The following is an 18173-nucleotide window of genomic DNA, read 5'->3' as shown; positions in this document are numbered from 1 at the left end:
TTGCATCTCAGACCGTACTTCACTTGTACGGTTCCCCGACTACATCACTTACTTTGATTTACTTCTGAATCGCTTATGAATTACTTGGCGATTTCTCGCGTTCAAAGCTTAACGCACCAAGGTTTTCACGGTCGCCCATTGGCGTCGCGAAATGGGCAAACGCTCATTCGAATCTCGCACAATCACTTGCCATGATTCGGTGGCACGTTCATGTTCGCCCTCGGCGTCGACGCTGTGTACCGCACGTTCAACACCGACTATCGCATTACGAGCCACCAGGGCATTCCGATGCACCCGCACAAAAACACTGCTCATCTCCGCCTCGATGGACACGAGGCTTTCTTCTGTCAAATAGGCGCGAGTACGCGTTTGTATCGTCACGTACTTTTGCTCGGCCTTCAAAAACAGAACTTCATGAACCGGTATCAACAGGACGCGATTCTTTTCCAATACTGAAAAATTCTGTCTGACTTTGGGAACCGCTTGTACGGTCTCAATCAAGCGTTCGCTCGGCGACTTCAGATTTGCAGCGCCTATCGGTTGTGCCTTGAACTGCTGTATGCGTTGGATGGCCTCGGCAAGACGTTGAGCCCGCACCGGCTTGAGCAGATAATCCATCGCATGCACTTCAAATGCTTGAAGTGCATACTCGTCATAAGCAGTGACAAATATAATCGCAGGCGTCTCGATCACGCTGGAGCCGGCGATATGCTGCGCCAGCTCGATGCCCGTCATACCCGGCATCTGCACGTCGAGTAATAAAATTTCTGGCTTATGCTCGGTCAATAAATCAAGCGCGGTCTGTCCATCTGCAGCCTCGCCGATCAACTCGCAGGGGCAGGTTTCCTGAATATCATCGATTAAGTTTTTCAGACGAGTCCGGGCTGGAGCTTCATCATCAACGATCAATATGCGCGGTTTATTCATTATTTATCAGGAAAGACTAACTCGACTTCGAACTGCTCGCCTTTGACCTCAGCAATCAACTCCGCTTCAATGTCGTACAGAAGTTGTAGACGTTGGCGAATATTGTCTAATGCCATTTGATTTCCGGAAGGCAAGCTTGCATGTCGATGATAATGATTGACGACTCGAATTTCAATCTTATCAAGCGTTTTTGCGATTTTTATCGAGATTGGCGTTGGATTTGGTGAAGGTTCCACCCCGTAATGCACTGCATTTTCGAGCAGAGGTTGCAAAAGCAAGGATGGCATTTTGGTATTTTCTAGTTGCTCTGGACTCAAATCGACGATGTCCCATTGAACTTGCAGCCGGTCTCCGAGACGCAATTCTTCAATCGCTAAATATTGCTTACATAAGGTAATTTCATCGCTCAGTGTCCGCAAATCTCGGGTATCACGCATTAACACCCGAAACAGATCCGCCAAATCCTCTAGCGCCGTCTCGGCCCGTTTCGGTTCACTGCGAATCAAAGAAAGCACGGCGTTCAAACTGTTAAAGAGGAAATGTGGTCGAATCCGTGCTTGCAAGGCCTGCAGACGAGCCTCCCCCAAAGCTGGTGAAAACGCTCGCATACGTAGCTCGAAATAATGCTGTAATCCGATTCCCAATAAGAAACACAGCACGGTGGCGAAACCGTAATGTAGACGCGGGAAGCTAAAGGGAAACCATTCAATTTGCCCTAACAATTGCAGCACCACGAAGCAAACGATACCGGGAACTGTGCCACACACAATGCGCTGCATCCATGCGACTGTGGGATGCCGCTCCACCAAGCGGCGAAAAATGCAGAGTCCAAACAATGACAAAAGAGTAATTAACTCGACCAGCATCGAGGTTTCAATAAACTCTTGAAAGTTCAAAGCCCAGCCCTGACCGCGAGCTAACAGGCTCAGCAGCACCACGAGATTTACCAAAATAAGAACCCGAATCACAATGCCGCTATTACAGCAGTCGGGAATCAAGACTTCTTGCCGGGTTTTCTCAGTCGAATCCAACAAATCTCTAGGCATACTGTTTTGAGCTCATTTGTAATTTAATTCTTTAATCAGGGTTCACGGCTTACGATGCTCGATGAAAGCGTCACGCGCCAGCGTTCTGTAGACGAGATTGGCCGCGAAATTCTACTCAAGCTTGGACGTGCATAAGGCAGCACACACAGCGATCAAGCCATTCACATCAAAAAAACCGCCTAGTCGCGGTATAATCGACTGCTTTTCATCTTGCGAACCGCTTGCAGACGAGGGAAAACCGGACAAAGAGCCAGCAGCTACGCCACCCTCCAACGAGCCTCCACAAGAGTCCCTGCCATTCTGGATTTGCGATGAGGAAGCCGCACCGTCGTTCTACATCCAATACAGCTACTATGACATCACAATTCTCTAAAAAAAGCGAGGCTTGGTCAGCACGCTTCTCCGAACCTGTCTCCGATTTGGTCAAACGCTATACAGCCTCCGTGTTTTTTGATAAGCGCATGGCCGCTGTTGATATTCGCGGTTCTTTAGCCCACGCGGAAATGCTGCAAGCACAGCAGATCATCAGCGCGCAAGACTATGCCGACATTCAACGTGGCATGGCACAAATCAGCAGTGAAATTGAAAGTGGTCAATTTGAATGGTTGCTGGACTTAGAAGACGTTCATCTGAATATTGAAAAACGCCTCACTGAATTGGTGGGCGATGCAGGCAAACGCTTGCACACAGGCCGTTCCCGTAACGACCAAGTTGCCACCGATATCCGCCTCTACATGCGTGACGCGATTGATCAGATCATCGGCTTACTCGGACAATTCCGCCTCGCCCTATTGGATCTCGCAGAGAAGCACAGCGATACGATCCTGCCTGGCTTCACGCATATGCAAGTAGCCCAACCGATCACCTTTGGCCATCACCTGTTGGCCTACATCGAAATGTTTGGTCGCGATGCAGAACGCATGCAAGACTGCCGCAAACGCGTGAACCGTTTGCCACTCGGCGCTGCGGCTTTAGCCGGTACAACATTCCCGATTGATCGCCATCGCGTCGCTGCCACTTTAGGCTTTGATGATGTCTGCCACAATTCCCTCGACGCCGTATCGGATCGTGACTTTGCGATTGAATTCTGCGCCGCTGCGTCTTTAGTGATGACACACATCTCCCGTATGTCGGAAGAACTCATCATTTGGATGAGCCCACGCGTTGGCTTCATCGACATCGCCGATCGCTTCTGTACTGGCTCTTCCATCATGCCGCAGAAGAAAAATCCCGATGTGCCAGAGCTCGCACGTGGCAAGACTGGACGCGTCAATGGTAACTTGATTGCTTTGCTGACACTCATGAAGGGCCAACCTCTGGCCTACAACAAAGACAATCAAGAAGACAAAGAACCTTTATTCGATACGGTCGATACCTTAGTCGATACTTTGCGCATTTTCGCCGACATGGCGGGCGGCATCAGCGTCAAAGCAGAAGCCATGCGCGCCGCTGCCCTGCAAGGCTATGCGACCGCGACCGACCTCGCCGATTACCTGGTGAAGAAAGGTTTGCCGTTCCGTGATGCCCATGAAGCCGTGGCGCACGCCGTGCGAACTTGTGTCGAGAAAAATTGCGACCTCAGTGAAATGTCGCTCGAAGAACTGCAAAGCTTTTCTGCACTGATTGGTGCCGATGTGTTTGAAGTCCTCAGCTTGGAAGGCTCAGTCGCCGCACGTGACCACGTTGGCGGCACAGCGCCAAAACAAGTGAAAGCAGCGATTTCACGCATACGTCAACAATTGCTAAAATAAGATTTTTGCAAGTTCGGCAATATGAATACGTCACTCTGGCTGACTTTTTGAGTGACAGCTGAGCATTTCAGCACTTGAGCATTTCATATTGCCGATGAATTTAGAGCAGCGAATTCGAAGCATAGAAATTGAAGCAGATACTGTGCACTAGACAGCATCTGCTTCCGCACATCATCCAAAAAAGCCTGTGCCAAGATTGCTATCTGCGTGGCCAAAAGGCGAGAGAGGGAGACCCATGACATCTTTATTGAAGTTGGCGCGCTTGATTGATCGCCTCAACACGTTTATCGCAGAAAAAATTAGCTGGGCCTTGATGGTGGCGGTGTTAGTGTGCGTCGGTAGCGCACTCGCCAGCTACTTTTTCAAAGCCGGCTCAAATGCATGGTACGAGCTGCAATGGTATTTGTATGCCGCCATGTTCTTATTTAGTGCGCCCTACACTTTGCGTCGCAATGAACATGTCCGTATCGATGTCATCACCCACCGTTTTTCCAAACGCACACAAGTCTGGATCGATATCTTCGGTTTCATCTTCTTTCTGTTACCGATGGCGATCTTGATTCTTTACTTGAGCCTGCCCTATGCACTTGAGTCGATCCGCAGTCAAGAAATGTCCAACAATGCCGGTGGTCTGATTGTGTGGCCCGCCAAGTTGATGATACCGGTTGGCTTTTTCCTGCTGGCCCTACAAGGCGTTTCAGAGTTGGTCAAACGCTTCGCTTTCTTGCGTGGTTTGATTGACGCAAGCGAATTCGAAAAAGCCTCAGCGACACCAGAGGAAGAGATTGCTGCGATTCGTGATGCTAATCTCGATAAGATCAAAGCGATTCAATCAGAATAAAAACAAGATAAGAAAAAAATACGAAAGAGACTGCAATGATTGATTTTCTCATCGCGAATATTGCGCCGATTATGTTTTTTACGCTGGTGCTATTCCTACTTTCAGGTTTTCCTGTTGCCTTTGCTTTGGCTGCTAATGGCTTGGCCTTCGCGCTAATCGGAATTGAACTTGGAATCATGCCCCCGGGTTTATTGCAAGCTTTGCCAAGCCGGGTTCTCATGATCATGTCCAACGACACGCTACTGGCAATTCCCTTCTTCACTTTTATGGGGCTACTCCTTGAGCGATCAGGGATGGCAGAGGACTTGCTCGATACCATTGGTCAATTATTTGGCCCTTTGCGTGGTGGTGTCGCCTACGCCGTGATCTTCGTTGGCGCACTGTTGGCGGCGACAACTGGCGTGGTGGCAGCATCGGTGATCTCGATGGGCTTGATCTCCTTACCTATCATGCTCAAGTATGGTTACGACAAGAAAACCGCCGCTGGTGTGATCGCTGCCTCGGGGACTTTAGCGCAAATCATTCCGCCATCTTTAGTTTTGATCATCATGGCCGACCAACTTGGTCGTTCCGTCGGTGATATGTATAAAGCCGCATTCTTGCCCGGCTTGGTACTAACCCTGATGTACGCAGGTTACATTTTCTTAGTTTCGATACTAAAACCGAAGTGGGTCCCTGCACTACCGCTCGAAGCGCGCAATTTGCGTGAACCCAATGGCGATAGCGGCGTGCTCTCACTCGCTTTACTCACCATCGCGAGTAGCGCGGCGGCCTATGCTTTTGCGCTCTACTACAAACAAGGGCATGACAGTGTTGCGCGTGATGAATTAATCGTCTATTCCGTCGCCGTGGGGATTGGCTTCGCCTTCATTTTCGCCTTCATCAATCGCACGCTCAAAATTGGTTTGTTATCCCGCATGGCAGAAAAAGTGGTGTTCGTTTTGGTACCGCCGCTCGCGCTAATCTTTTTGGTACTCGGCACCATCTTTATTGGCATGGCAACACCGACTCAAGGTGGTGGTATGGGTGCGTGCGGCGCCTTGATCTTGGCTTTGATGAACAAGCGCCTGGACTTCAAACTCACTAAGCAAGCTTTAGAATCGACGGCGCGTCTATCGAGCTTTGTCATGTTTATCCTAATCGGCTCGACTGTCTTCTCGCTCGTATTCCGTGGTGTTAATGGCGATATTTGGGTGGAACATTTATTGACGTCTTTACCGGGTGGCCAAGTTGGCTTCCTGATTGCCGTCAACATCTTGTTTTTCGTCTTAGCTTTCTTCCTCGACTTCTTTGAATTGGCCTTTATCTTGGTGCCCTTAGTTGGCCCCGTGGCTGAGAAGCTCGGCATCAATTTGATTTGGTTTGGTGTGTTGTTGGGTGTAAATATGCAAACCTCATTTATGCATCCGCCTTTTGGTTTTGCTCTATTTTACCTACGTTCAGTCGCTCCGAAGGCAGTTAAAACCAGCGATATCTATTGGGGTGCGATTCCGTTTGTCTTAGCGCAAATCATCATGGTCGCGCTGATTATCGCCTTCCCTTCCTTGGTCTCCGTCGACAGCAAAGAACATCAAAAAGAAGACCTAGAATTGAATATCATTGTACCGACTGACGATGGCGCGGTGCCTTCGTTTGATATTCCTAAAGAATCCGAAGAGCAAAGTGACATTCAGGCCTCGCCTGCACATCCACTCTAAGGATTTACATTGATGTCAAAAAAACGCTCAGCTTGAATAAACTGAGCGTTTTTGTTTGAGCCGAGTAAATCTGTAAGACTTATTTGAGTTTGCGCCCAAAATTGAACTTCGCAAATTGCTGCTCGGCGACATTGAACCATTGACCTTGGTTGTTACGGAAGTTCGCCCAGTCATCATAGACTTTTTTGAACTTGGCATTCTTCGCCGCTTCTTCTGCGAAGGTTTCTTGCGCAGCGGTGAAGCAGGCTTCCATTACCGCTTGCGGGAATGGCTTCAAAATTGTTTTGTCGGCCAAGAGGCGCGCCAATGCGGCTGGATTGCGAGCATCGTATTTCGCCTGCATTTGCACATGCGCTTCAAGTGTCGCAGTTTCAATTGCGGCTTGATACAACTTTGGAAGTTTGTCCCACTCCTTCTTATTGATGTAGAAGGACAATTGTGCACCGCCTTCCCACCAACCTGGATAATGATAGAACTTGGCGACCTTATTGAAGCCCAATTTCTCATCATCATACGGGCCGATCCATTCCGCCGCATCGATCGCACCTTTTTCTAAGGAGGTATAAATCTCGCCGCCTGCCAATTGCACCGGTATTGTTCCAAGACGCTGTAGAACCTTACCAGCAAAACCACCAACGCGGAATTTCAAGCCCTTCATATCTTCAACGCTCTTGATCTCTTTACGGAACCAGCCGCCCATTTGCGTGCCGGAGTTACCGCCCAAGAAGTTCACGATATTGTATTCGGCAAAAAATTCACGCATCAATTTCATACCATTACCGTGCAACATCCACGCGGTTTGCTGACGGGAAGTCATACCGAAAGGAACTGCGCAGTCAAATGCGAACGTCGCATCTTTACCGTAGTAATAGTAAGAAGCTGAATGTCCCATTTCGACCGTGCCATCTTTGACCGCATCCATTACTTCATTGAATTTAACGATCTCGGGGGCTGCATAAGGGCGAATATTGAACTTGCCATCGGTCAGTTCTTTCACGCGATTGGCGAGTGTTTCGGCTGCGCCATAGATGGTGTCCAAATTCTTCGGAAAACTGGATGCTAAACGCCAGTTAATTGTGGGCATCTCTGCCGCATTCGCAATACTCGGTGCTGCCGCCACGCCTGCAGCAGTGCCGACAGCGGCTTGTTTCAAAAATGAACGACGTTCCATGCGATCTCCATTCTTATTGATAGTCTAGAAAATGAAACTACAGAACAAACAAAATTTACTTCTTCTCGAGCTTTTGCTAATTGTCTCGTACCGCCCGGATTCTAAGAAACACCAAACGAAGGCGCAAGCAGAAATTAATTGCCAGCCACCGTCATACTCTCAATCAAAATCGAACCAGTGGTCTTGGTACCGCGCGTCAATTGATCGTTACCAATCGCGACAATTTGTTGAAACATCTCACGCATATTGCCGGCGATCGTGATCTCTTCGACGGGATATTGGATCACGCCATTCTCGACCCAATAGCCAGAGGCGCCGCGTGAATAATCACCCGTGACGTAATTCACGCCCTGCCCCATTAACTCTGTCACCAACAATCCCGTGCCCATCTTTTTCAACATGGCTGCGAAATTATCTGTCTTCTTAGCCAAGCTCGAACGCATCAACAAATTATGGGAGCCGCCAGCATTGCCGGTCGTTTGCATACCGAGCTTGCGAGCTGAATAACTGGACAGGAAATAGCCTTGCAAAACACCATCTTGTACCAGTTCGCGTTTCTGCGTTTTGACGCCTTCATCGTCAAATGGCGAAGAGCCGACAGCACCGAGAATGTGCGGATCCTCGGTCACTTGCACGTGACTAGGGAAAATCTGCTTGCCAAGGCTATCAAGCAAGAAACTCGACTTACGATACAAAGCACCACCCGACACAGCCTGCACCATCGAGCCTAACAAACCCGCCGCCAAAGGCGCTTCAAACAACACTGGGCATTTGCGTGTTTCAATCGTACGCGCATGCAAACGCGCTAGAGCACGCTCTGCTGCATAGCGACCGATGTCTTCTGGACTCGCCAGTTTCTTGGCATTGCGATGTGAGCTATACCAATCATCACGTTGCATATGGGCGCCCTTACCGGCAATCGGTGCAACCGACAAAGTGTGGCGAGAAAATGCGTAACCGGCGCAGAAACCACGCGTATTCGCCGATACAAAATGCGATTGCTGGGCATGCACGCTGGCGCCATCGCAATTGCTAATGCGCTTATCGGTGGCGAAGGCCGCAGCTTCGATACGGCAGGCCAGATCAATCGCCTCTTCTGCCGAGATTTGCCAAGGATGAAAGAGTTTTAGATCACGCGGCGCGGTTTCCAATAAATCAGCATCGGGCAAGCCAGCACAATCGTCTTCCGCCGTAAAGCGCGCGATGTTATAAGCGGCTTCAACCGTATCTTCGAGCGACTTCGCAGAAAAATCACTGGTACTCGCATTTCCACGCTTTTGACCGATGTAGACAGTAATTCCCACACCTTTATCGCGATTTTGCTCGATCGTTTCGACCTGACCTTTGCGTACACTGATCGATAAACCGCCGCCTTCACTGACTTCAGCTACGGCATCTGTTGCTCCTTTATTACGAGCGATGCGCAACATGTCTTGCGTAATTTGCTTGAATTGATCCTCTGTATGCGTAAAAACCGGTTTGCTCATAGCGTCTGTTTCTTTAGCTGAAAGAATAAAGAGAGTATCATAGCAGTCGTTTCAATAAGTTTATAGAAGATTTACCAATGCCAAATCCCAATCGCGGCTCGTGCGGCTATCAGTCCAACGAGTTTGAACAAGAATACGAACGCCCTTCAAAGTCAGAACTCAAACGCCAAATGACAGCGTTGCAGAAGCTCGGCCAAGAATTAGTCGATGCTCCGCGCGATCGCGTCAAACGCGTGCCTATGCCTGAAGATGTGCGTGACGCCATTCTCGAATGTCAAACCATCACTAATCACGAAGGCCGCCGCCGTCAAATGCAATTTGTCGGAAAAAAAATGCGTACTTTGGACGAGACTGAAGTTGCGCTCATCCAAAAGACTATCGATAGCTGGAAAGGCGCATCGAAGGCAGAAACCGCGGCCATGCATTCACTGGAACGCAAACGCGAAAAGTTACTCGCGAACGACACAGCATTGACCGAATTGCTGGCAGAAAATCCAGAACTCGACGTGCAACATTTGCGGACTTTGATTCGCAATGCACGCAAAGAACAAGCTGAGAACAAACCGCCAAAAGCGTATCGCGAGATTTTCCAAATTCTCAAAGAGATTCAGCAGAAGCAAAACGCTGCCAGCCAAGCTGAAGACGCTGATGCCGCCGACGAGGAAGACGATGCCTGATCGTGCCCTGCGCATAGGCTTGGTGTCCGTTTCCGATCGCGCCTCTGCTGGTGTTTATCAAGACCAAGGCCTGCCTGCATTGCAAGACTGGTTCGCGCAAGCACTGCGCTCTGAGTGGAGCATGCACACACGTTTGATTCCAGACGAGCGTGCGGCGATAGCACAAGCCTTAATCGAATTGGTCGACCAAGATCGTTGCGACTTGGTGATCACGACCGGTGGCACGGGCCCAGCGCGACGCGACGTAACACCAGAAGCCACGCTTGCAGTCGCGACGAAAGAAATGCCTGGCTTTGGCGAACAAATGCGTCAGATCAGTTTGCATTTTGTACCGACCGCTATTCTGTCGCGTCAAGTTGCGGTGATTCGTGAGACTGAGGATCATGCTGCTTTGATCTTGAATCTACCTGGGCAACCGAAATCGATCAAAGAGACGCTAGAAGGTTTGAAAGATGCCGATGGAAAATCCATCGTGCATGGCATTTTTGCGGCAGTCCCATATTGCATCGATCTCATCGGTGGTCCCTATATCGAGACGAATGAGGACGTTTGTAAAGCCTTTCGTCCGAAGTCGGCAATTCGACCTTCCCAAAGCCATAACGAGCCAACTAATCAATCATAAAGCCACCATCGCCCACCCAGTATGGTGAGATGGTGAACTTCTTTTTCACACGCATTCAAAAACTCAAAAGAGAGCAATCACGTTGGCAACCATCCTGACCCATCCGATTATTCCGCTTGGCATAGGACTACTTGCAAGCCGCGAACAAATTCCTTGGCGCTTGGTCTTCGTGGGGATGCTCTGCGCCATTCTTCCTGACGCGGACGTATTAGCTTTTAAGTTTGGCATCGAATACAGTTCCCCATTCGGCCATCGTGGTTTCACGCATTCGTTTTTGTTTGCGGCGGGGATCGCGAGTGTCTTCAGCATCTATGCCAAAACTTTGCAGGCTGAGCGCATGATCGTTTGGCTATTCTGTTTTGTCGCCACGGCCTCGCACCCGATTCTCGATGCGTTCACCAATGGCGGGCTCGGCGTTGCTTTCTACTGGCCACTATGCGATCAACGCTACTTCTTCGCCCCAGGCTTCATTGAAGTCTCACCGATAGGCTTACGCAACTTCCTCAGTGAACGTGGCTTGACGGTCCTGCAATCTGAATTGCAATGGATATGGCTGCCATGCACGGTGTTCGTGGTCGGATTTCACTTCATCAAAAATTTTAGTCAAGGAAAGAAAAATTCAACATGACTGACTCATTGCACACCGTCGAACTTCAAACGGGCGACAATCCTACTGCCAGCGTCATTTGGATGCACGGTCTTGGTGCCGATGCCAATGACTTCGTCCCCATCGTTCCTGAGCTCAATTTACAAGGCAGTCCGGACATTCGTTTTGTATTTCCAAACGCGCCGCAAATCCCCGTCACGCTCAATGGTGGCTATATCATGCCAGCTTGGTATGACATCGCCGCTGCCGGTACGGACATTCAACGACGCGAAGACGAGAACGGTCTGCGCCAATCACAATTGCAAATCGAAGCCTTGATTGCACGCGAAATCGAACGTGGTGTCGCTCCCGAGAAAATTGTGATTGCAGGCTTTTCACAAGGCTGCGCCATGACCTTACAAGTTGGTTTGCGCTACTCACAAAAACTCGCCGGGCTCATGTGTTTATCTGGCTATTTGCCTTTAGCGGATAAGATCGCGGCAGAGCGTCACGCTGCCAACCAAAACACACCGATCTTCATGGCGCATGGCACAGCCGACCCTGTTGTTCCGCTCGAACGCGCAGAACAATCTCGCTCCGTGTTGCAAGCGCTGGGATATCACATTGAATGGCACGACTATTGGATGCAACATTCCGTCTCGCCACGTGAAATCGAAGACATCGCAGCGTGGTTGCGCAAAGTTTTAGCGTAGTCAAATTGACGCTCTAGCGCATCCTCAATGAATACGCTAGTGACGGACTGACCAAAATATAAAGAGATGAATGCGCAAGCATCATCTCTTTATTTTTGCCACACTTTACCTATCAAGCCACTCGATAGACTCAGGCGTTTTCCAACTTAAATTTTGGCAGTTTCCAGTAGGTAATCGCGCGCCATAACCACTCCATTGGTCCATACAAAAATTTCGATAACCACCAGTGGCTAAACATCACTTGCAAGCTCACCACCACGGCGACCACCAGCACTTGCTGGGCGCGTGGCATGCCATACAAACCTAAACCATAAGCATAGAATATGGCAGAGCAAATAATCGATTGTGATAAATAATTCGTCAAAGCCATACGTCCATATGGCGCCAACACTTTGACCTTTGAGAATGGCCCCTTGCTATGCAAGAGCACTATCATCAAACTCACATAGCCAAGGCAAGCTGGGAGATTGCCGATGTAGAGTAAGCTTTCACCAAAATTAAATGAATCTGCAAAATTAGTCGGATCGGCTCTAAGACCAAAAGTACTACCCACTAAACCTAAGCCAATCCCAATTGGAAGGCCAATGAAGGCCAGCTTTTTGAAGAGCGGTAAATGCTCTGCACTACGTTCAATCACCCCTGAACGAACAAACCAATATCCCATCAAAAACATGGCGATAAAGAGTGCGCAAGTGTTCAATTCGTTTGGCGCATGTCTTGCAAAATGCTGCGCACGCATTTTCACTGCTTCAAAATACGTGCCATGACTTAATATTTTGACTTCTTCTGCATCGCGCTTGGCTTTTCGCGCTAACATGGATGCGTTTTCGGCGACCACTAGTTTCGCTTCCTCTTGTTCTGTCTTCTTTTTCTTTTCGCGCAAGGCTTTGAGTTCAGCCTCGGTCACTTTGCTTGGATCAAAATCCTTCATCGCAGCAAGCACTTCTTTCTGTTTAGCTTGAGCGCCACCCCAATCCCAAGTTTGGCTCGCTGTACCAACAGCCATGGAGATAAACAAAAGAAGGTAAGCCGCAGCACCAAGGCGTAAGGAACGCTTTTCTTCGGGATGATGGTACTTGGCAATCAAAAAGCCTAAAACGTAAGAGGCAATCGCAGCGATCATGAATGCCTTCAATTTCTCTTGACCAGGTACAAGGAACCCAACGATGGTCGTCGCCGTCATGACGACAGCAATGACGAAGAAAATACATGCTAAGCCATGAATCTTTTTACCGCGAAAGTGAATGCCAGCCTCGCTACGCATGAAGAACATATACAAACCCGTCATTACCAGCATCGCAATCAAACCGCTAGTGACTTGATTCTGCCAAACGGCCATGACACCAATTGATACAAGCAGAGCCGCGAACCACCACTTTGCCGGCATAAACAGCACAATCACCAAGCCGAACGCGGCAACCGCATAGCTAAACAATATGTCGCCCGGCCAAATGAGAATATGATGCGCTGCTCCAAAAATCGCTAAAGCGACGATGCGACGAAGATACGGAATAATGAATTTTTGTCCCTTCGCTTCGCTCCGGGTCAGCATCACGGCAAAGCCCATACCAAACAGCAATGAGAAAATTGTCCAAAATTTACCTGCGACAAAGTAGGAGATAAAAAAGCTCGCAGCCCAATCCAATCCTTGCAATCCAACTGGCATCCCCTGTCCAATGTCAGATACCACTCGATTGAAAAACTCGATGTTCATCAAGAAGATACCGATCAGTGCAAAGCCACGCACAACGTCTAAGGCTTCGATGCGTTCATTCTTTGCAATCGGTTTCCATTCCTCGCTCTGGGTAGACACCGGCATTGCTTCAGAGATGCGTTCTGAGTGTAAAACGCTATCCGTCATATTCATTCCCTTTTTCTTGTTGCATTAGCGCCGTTTCGGCGCAAAAAACACAATGCGCTCCATCTCAAAATGGAGCGCATTCAACGTGCAATGATGGCGGCTTCACCCCATCAAGCTTCCAAACTCATTAACTTGAAGCGCTTGCTACTGCTGATCCAACTTCTGACTCAGCTTTGCGGAATTCAGGAATCTTCCAGTAGGTAATGCCACGCCAGATCCATTCCATCGGACCGTAGCGGAAATAGCTCAACCAGATATGACTAAACACCACTTGCAGACAGATCACACCAATTGCAAAAGCGAGCTGAGAAGCACGTCCCATTCCATAATGACCTAAGCCCCATCCATAGAAGAAACTTGCTTGTATCAGCGATTGCATCAAATAATTGGTTAGTGCCATACGACCGTAAGGTGCGAGGACTTTGATGTTTGCAAAGACAGAACTGCTGTGCACCATCAACACCACAATACTGACGTAAGCCAAACACGTTGGCAAACTCGCCAAACTCACAAGACTGTGCATCAAGCCATTGCCGTCGCCAGAAACACCTGGGGTATGAGTCGTGATAATCGATGAGGCGGCAACACTCACACCGAGTCCGAGAGGCAAGCCCCATGCCGCCAGTTTTTTGAATAGCGGCAGATGCTCCTTGGCGCGTGTAATGACATTGGCACGTACAAACCACACTCCCATCAAGAACAATGCGATCGACACAAAAGCCTGACCGGCTGCATTGAATGGAGCCTCGACAAACTCTTTCCAACGATGTTTCACGACATCAGTATAGCTACCTTGGCTCAAGATACGATTGTCTTCAGCGATGCGTTTCTCGCCTTCATGAACGGCAACAATCGTATTCGCTTGCTTCTCAATTTTCTTTTCAACTTCTGTTTTCTGAACCTTCTTTTCGTCTTTCTTCGGTTCTGGAGCGACATACTTCTTACCCGCTGCTTCTGCCGCTTTTTTAGCTTCCTCTTCGATCTTATTTTTCGCTTCGATTTCGAGAGAGCGTTTTACTGCCTCGGGTGAATTGAAAGCATTTTCGATTGGTTGCTGGTAATTCAGAGCTGACATCGTCACGCCAATCGCAAATGGGACGGCATACCACCAGACGCCCGCCTTCCAAAAACGAGAATCAACAGGATCGCGGTAACGAGTCGCTACAAACGCGGTGGCAAAGAACGCAAGACTCATCACCACCATTTCTTTACGATTATCTGCCATCGGTGGCACAAAGAAACTAGCAGCAAATGCGCTGAGTCCGATGAGACCAAACACCATAAAAATAATCGAAACAGAGCTTAACTGCATGCCCGCAACTTTGAAAGTTCGTTCGTGACGCAAGAACAGAGCCAAGAGGGCCATAATCGCTAACTCACCAACTAAAACCCAAGCGGAATTCATCCCTGGCACAAAGGCCAACGCAATCATCAACGCGGCACTGATCAAGAATGATTTCCAATTGCCGAACAAAACAAACAGGAGGCCAGCCGCAGTGAAGGCGTAGCTAAACAAAATATCTCCAGGCCACAACAAGACCGTATGCAAGATACCGAAGATGCCTAAGCCGATCACGCGTCGAATATAGGGTACGAGGAATGGTCGACCAGTAGCATTGGCGCGGTTCAACATCACTGCAAAGCCCATCCCAAACAGCAGTGAAAAAATCGTCCAGAACTTACCAGCGACAAAAAAATTGACAAAGTAAGTTGCGGCCCAATCAAGTCCGTGTACGTTTGGCGGGATGCCGATATTGAATTCGTTGAACGAACGATTGAACCATTCGATGTTCATAAAGAAGATACCGATCAAGGCAAATCCACGCACGACGTCGATCGCTTCAATGCGTTCGGCGGCAGGAATCGGTTTCAGATCGGATGGTAGTGTGGTTTGATCACCAAGATTTTGTGCGTGTTCCATACACTGCTTTCCTTGAAAAGGGGTTCAAGTGGGCGGTAGTGAGTGTAGTGAACCAAGCACGGATGCACAAACTAAGTTCTTTACACTTCTGCCAAATTACAGATGCACATGCTAATTTTTTCAAGACTCAAAAACAAACACCTTGCGACGAAATGCAAATTTCGCGGTACGAAAGCGGATAAACAGGCTTTATACTTGCACAACATGAATAACCCAACCTAGTGTAGACCATGCCTCTTCATATAACCAAGCGCAAAGCCAGCCTTCCCTCAGTTTTGAAACCAGCGCTACAACACCTGCTGACCTTCTCGGCTTTGCTCTGTCTACCTTGCTTGGGTGTACAAGCGTCTACTTCAGTCACCGCAACTTCGGCGCCACAGCGGCAAATCAAAGTTCAAGGTTTGCAAAAAGCAGCTGAAATTGTGGTAGACCGTTGGGGCGTACCACATATTTTCGCTCAATCTGAAGGTGATGCTTTTTTTGTACAGGGCTTCAACGCCGCGCGCGATCGATTATTCCAAATCGATTTGTGGCGGCGTCGTGGCTTGGGACAACTTTCTGAAGTATTTGGTTCCGCCTATCTCGAACAAGACCGCGCTGCACGACTATTTCTCTATCGTGGCGATATGAAAAAAGAGTGGCAAGCTTACGGTCAACACGCCGAAAAGCTCACGAAGCAATTCGTGGCCGGAATTAACGCCTACATTCTTTACTTGAAGCAGCACCCTGAACAGATGCCGCTGGAATTCAAGGCCTTGCAATATCAACCGGCAGCATGGCAAGCGGAAGATGTGGTGAGAATACGTAGTCATGGCCTTACTCGCAATCTAACCTCGGAAGTCAGCCGCGCCAAGCTTGCTTGTGCTGGAGAACTCAAACTCGATGAATTCAGACAACGTCTGAGCCCAACTTGGGAAACCAAAATCCCAGAGGGTTTAGATCCCTGCTTGCCCGACGATGTATTGCGACAATTCACCTTAGCGACACAAAACGTGAGCTTTGATGCGCGCACAATGAAACTAAGTTGGCATGACCCAAAGGGGCAATCTCCAAATCTCCTCAGCCAAGAAACCTCTCAAAGCCCACTCTTGGCGCATGAGCAAGACATCATGGAAGCAAGCAATAACTGGGTGATAGGACCCAGTAAATCAGCGACGGGACGTGCGATTATGGCGAATGATCCTCATCGAGCCTATTCCGCCCCTTCGCTGCGCTATATTGCACACCTAAAAGCACCGGGACTCGATGTAATCGGTGCCGGTGAGCCTGCCCTGCCTGGCATCTCGATTGGTCACAATGGCACGATCGCCTTCGGTTTGACCATCATGAGCATTGATCAGGAAGATCTCTATGTTTATGAAATCAACCCAGCCAATATCAGCCAGTATCGCTATCAAGGCACTTGGGTGGATATGCAAAAACAGACTGAGCACTTCAAGTTGCCAAACGGCGGCGTAATGGCCTCCGATCTCTTCTTCACAAAACATGGCCCCGTGATTCACTTCGACACCAAAAATCACAAAGCCTATGCAGTTCGAACCGGATGGTTGGAAGCTGGCATGGCACCTTACTTTGGCAGTGTCGACTATATGCGAGCTAAGGACTTTAAGAGTTTCAAGAAGTCGATGCTGCATTGGGGGGCGCCAACGGAAAACCAAGTCTATGCTGATACACGCGGAAATATCGGCTGGGTCCCTGGAGGCCTGACTCCCATTCGTCCCAATTGGGATGGGCTATTGCCAGTTCCTGGCGACGGACGCTACGAATGGGCAGGCTTCATGTCAGGCGACAAATTACCCTTCAGCTATAACCCTGAACCAGCTTGGTTCGCCTCGGCTAACGAACTGAACTTACCGAAAGACTATCCGTATCGCGAACGCAAAATCGGCTTCGAATGGCCCTCTGCAGCGCGCTACCAACGTATTGCAGACGTTCTCTCACAAGACAAAAAGATCTCGATCGAAGACAGCATGCGATTGCAAAATGATGTGCTATCGCTGCCAGCCGAACGTCTCATCAAACTATTGCAGAACATCCCAACCGAGAGCTTGAATCTCTATCCCAAAGCACAGTTGGGGCTGACCATGTTGAGCCATTGGGATCGCTACGAATATGCCGACTCGGCGGCGGCCGCGTTACATCAATATTGGTACTCACAAGCTCTTGCGCCACTTTATAAAGACCTCATGCTAGGGCAGCATACACGCATGGTGACAAGCATGCCTGACCTAGTCCGACTCCTTGAAGTTTTAGAGAATCCAGAACAATGGGCTTCAGCTTGGGGAAGTGATGCGCGTAGCAAGCGTGATCAACTGTTGCTGAGTAGCCTTGATGATTCGTACCGACAACTCGAACAAAGGCTAGGTGAAAACGCATCTCAATGGCGTTGGGGAGACTTACAAAAGACGCATTTCAACCACCCGATGGCAACGCTCTTAGCTCCATCACAAGCGAGTCAATTCAATGTAGGCCCTCTACCGCGCGGTGGTAGTGCCAATTCCGTCAACCAATCAAGTTATCGGCCGCAAGATTTCGTCCAATTGAATGGTCCGAGCTTCAGAGTCGTGGTCGACGTCGGTAATTGGGATAATTCACGCGCCATGAATGCACCGGGGCAATCCGGAAACCCTAATAGTCCGCACTACCGCGATCTCGCTCAAGCATGGGCCAAGGGCGAGTACTTCCCACTCCTATACAGCCGAAAGGCCATCATGGAGGCGGCGGGTGAGATTATCTATTTGAAGCCGAGCAAATAAGCCAAGCAAATAATCAAACATGGCCAAAGTTTGTACTTGGCGGATATAGTCGAACAAAAGAAGGTTCTGAATATACATATACCGATTTTTTCTTTGCGAGAGAAATCGCACTACAGT

General features: G+C 49.1%; 14 protein-coding genes. 8 read left to right on the top strand and 6 right to left on the bottom strand.

Annotation, left to right across the window (positions count from 1 at the left end; all coding sequences use genetic code 11):
- Positions 1 to 108 precede the first annotated feature (108 nt).
- Positions 109 to 927, bottom strand: a complete 819-nt coding sequence (locus RF679_RS07020) for a LytR/AlgR family response regulator transcription factor (RefSeq protein ID WP_309483508.1) — start codon at positions 925 to 927, stop codon at positions 109 to 111.
- On the bottom strand, positions 927 to 1973 hold the full coding sequence (locus tag RF679_RS07015) for a sensor histidine kinase (protein WP_309483507.1): 1047 nt from the start codon (positions 1971 to 1973) through the stop codon (positions 927 to 929). The genes RF679_RS07020 and RF679_RS07015 overlap by 1 nt, the downstream gene beginning before the upstream one ends.
- A 353-nt stretch (positions 1974 to 2326) precedes the next feature.
- Here RF679_RS07015 and argH point away from each other — a divergent pair, with 353 nt between their 5' ends.
- From argH to RF679_RS07000, 3 genes are all read left to right on the top strand, one after another.
- Positions 2327 to 3724: an argininosuccinate lyase gene (argH, locus tag RF679_RS07010; protein WP_309483506.1), complete on the top strand. Its 1398-nt coding sequence runs from the start codon at positions 2327 to 2329 to the stop codon at positions 3722 to 3724.
- A gap of 235 nt (positions 3725 to 3959) precedes the next feature.
- Positions 3960 to 4565 carry a TRAP transporter small permease subunit gene (locus RF679_RS07005; protein WP_309483505.1) on the top strand — a complete coding sequence of 202 codons (606 nt, stop codon included), beginning with the start codon at positions 3960 to 3962 and terminating at the stop codon, positions 4563 to 4565.
- 35 nt (positions 4566 to 4600) lie between these two features.
- Positions 4601 to 6262, top strand: a complete 1662-nt coding sequence (locus RF679_RS07000; RefSeq protein WP_309483504.1) for a TRAP transporter large permease — start codon at positions 4601 to 4603, stop codon at positions 6260 to 6262.
- Between the two features lie 79 nt (positions 6263 to 6341).
- On the opposite strand, the gene RF679_RS06995 is transcribed toward RF679_RS07000, so the two are convergent.
- Positions 6342 to 7433 (bottom strand): TRAP transporter substrate-binding protein, encoded by a 1092-nt coding sequence (locus RF679_RS06995; protein ID WP_309483503.1) that lies wholly within the window; start codon positions 7431 to 7433, stop codon positions 6342 to 6344.
- A gap of 134 nt (positions 7434 to 7567) precedes the next feature.
- Positions 7568 to 8920, bottom strand: coding sequence for a metalloprotease PmbA (gene pmbA, locus RF679_RS06990; protein ID WP_309483502.1), 1353 nt, complete (start codon positions 8918 to 8920; stop codon positions 7568 to 7570).
- A gap of 77 nt (positions 8921 to 8997) precedes the next feature.
- Here pmbA and yjgA point away from each other — a divergent pair, with 77 nt between their 5' ends.
- From yjgA to RF679_RS06970, 4 genes are all read left to right on the top strand, one after another.
- Complete coding sequence (yjgA, locus tag RF679_RS06985; protein ID WP_309483501.1) at positions 8998 to 9597, top strand: ribosome biogenesis factor YjgA; 600 nt, start codon at positions 8998 to 9000, stop codon at positions 9595 to 9597.
- Complete coding sequence (gene mog / locus RF679_RS06980) at positions 9590 to 10219, top strand: molybdopterin adenylyltransferase (RefSeq protein WP_309483500.1); 630 nt, start codon at positions 9590 to 9592, stop codon at positions 10217 to 10219. The genes yjgA and mog overlap by 8 nt, the downstream gene beginning before the upstream one ends.
- An 82-nt stretch (positions 10220 to 10301) precedes the next feature.
- Entirely contained in the window at positions 10302 to 10847 is a 546-nt protein-coding gene (locus RF679_RS06975) for a metal-dependent hydrolase (RefSeq protein ID WP_309483499.1), read from the top strand.
- Positions 10844 to 11518, top strand: coding sequence for an alpha/beta hydrolase (locus RF679_RS06970; RefSeq protein WP_309483498.1), 675 nt, complete (start codon positions 10844 to 10846; stop codon positions 11516 to 11518). The genes RF679_RS06975 and RF679_RS06970 overlap by 4 nt, the downstream gene beginning before the upstream one ends.
- Positions 11519 to 11648: 130 nt before the next feature.
- On the opposite strand, the gene RF679_RS06965 is transcribed toward RF679_RS06970, so the two are convergent.
- Positions 11649 to 13379 carry a DUF418 domain-containing protein gene (locus RF679_RS06965; RefSeq protein ID WP_309483497.1) on the bottom strand — a complete coding sequence of 577 codons (1731 nt, stop codon included), beginning with the start codon at positions 13377 to 13379 and terminating at the stop codon, positions 11649 to 11651.
- A 127-nt stretch (positions 13380 to 13506) separates the two neighbouring features.
- Positions 13507 to 15300: a DUF418 domain-containing protein gene (locus RF679_RS06960; protein ID WP_309483496.1), complete on the bottom strand. Its 1794-nt coding sequence runs from the start codon at positions 15298 to 15300 to the stop codon at positions 13507 to 13509.
- Between the two features lie 230 nt (positions 15301 to 15530).
- On the opposite strand from RF679_RS06960, the gene RF679_RS06955 reads away from it, so the two are divergent.
- A complete protein-coding gene (locus tag RF679_RS06955) occupies positions 15531 to 18056 on the top strand; it encodes a penicillin acylase family protein (RefSeq protein WP_309483495.1) in 2526 nt (841 codons plus the stop codon).
- Positions 18057 to 18173 lie beyond the last annotated feature (117 nt).

Origin of the sequence: Undibacterium cyanobacteriorum, from assembly GCF_031326225.1 — a bacterium.
Taxonomy (GTDB): domain Bacteria; phylum Pseudomonadota; class Gammaproteobacteria; order Burkholderiales; family Burkholderiaceae_D; genus Undibacterium; species Undibacterium cyanobacteriorum.
The sequence above is the reverse complement of the archived record's forward strand: the minus strand, read 5'-3'. Positions and strand labels throughout refer to the sequence as shown.

What these genes read in the sequence shown, in the direction of transcription:
- RF679_RS07020 (WP_309483508.1), bottom strand. Translation starts at nt 927, where the DNA reads ATGAATAAACCGCGCATATTGATCGTTGATGATGAAGCTCCAGCCCGG.
- RF679_RS07015 (WP_309483507.1), bottom strand. Translation starts at nt 1,973, where the DNA reads ATGCCTAGAGATTTGTTGGATTCGACTGAGAAAACCCGGCAAGAAGTC.
- argH (WP_309483506.1), top strand. Translation starts at nt 2,327, where the DNA reads ATGACATCACAATTCTCTAAAAAAAGCGAGGCTTGGTCAGCACGCTTC.
- RF679_RS07005 (WP_309483505.1), top strand. Translation starts at nt 3,960, where the DNA reads ATGACATCTTTATTGAAGTTGGCGCGCTTGATTGATCGCCTCAACACG.
- RF679_RS07000 (WP_309483504.1), top strand. Translation starts at nt 4,601, where the DNA reads ATGATTGATTTTCTCATCGCGAATATTGCGCCGATTATGTTTTTTACG.
- RF679_RS06995 (WP_309483503.1), bottom strand. Translation starts at nt 7,433, where the DNA reads ATGGAACGTCGTTCATTTTTGAAACAAGCCGCTGTCGGCACTGCTGCA.
- pmbA (WP_309483502.1), bottom strand. Translation starts at nt 8,920, where the DNA reads ATGAGCAAACCGGTTTTTACGCATACAGAGGATCAATTCAAGCAAATT.
- yjgA (WP_309483501.1), top strand. Translation starts at nt 8,998, where the DNA reads ATGCCAAATCCCAATCGCGGCTCGTGCGGCTATCAGTCCAACGAGTTT.
- mog (WP_309483500.1), top strand. Translation starts at nt 9,590, where the DNA reads ATGCCTGATCGTGCCCTGCGCATAGGCTTGGTGTCCGTTTCCGATCGC.
- RF679_RS06970 (WP_309483498.1), top strand. Translation starts at nt 10,844, where the DNA reads ATGACTGACTCATTGCACACCGTCGAACTTCAAACGGGCGACAATCCT.
- RF679_RS06965 (WP_309483497.1), bottom strand. Translation starts at nt 13,379, where the DNA reads ATGACGGATAGCGTTTTACACTCAGAACGCATCTCTGAAGCAATGCCG.
- RF679_RS06960 (WP_309483496.1), bottom strand. Translation starts at nt 15,300, where the DNA reads ATGGAACACGCACAAAATCTTGGTGATCAAACCACACTACCATCCGAT.
- RF679_RS06955 (WP_309483495.1), top strand. Translation starts at nt 15,531, where the DNA reads ATGCCTCTTCATATAACCAAGCGCAAAGCCAGCCTTCCCTCAGTTTTG.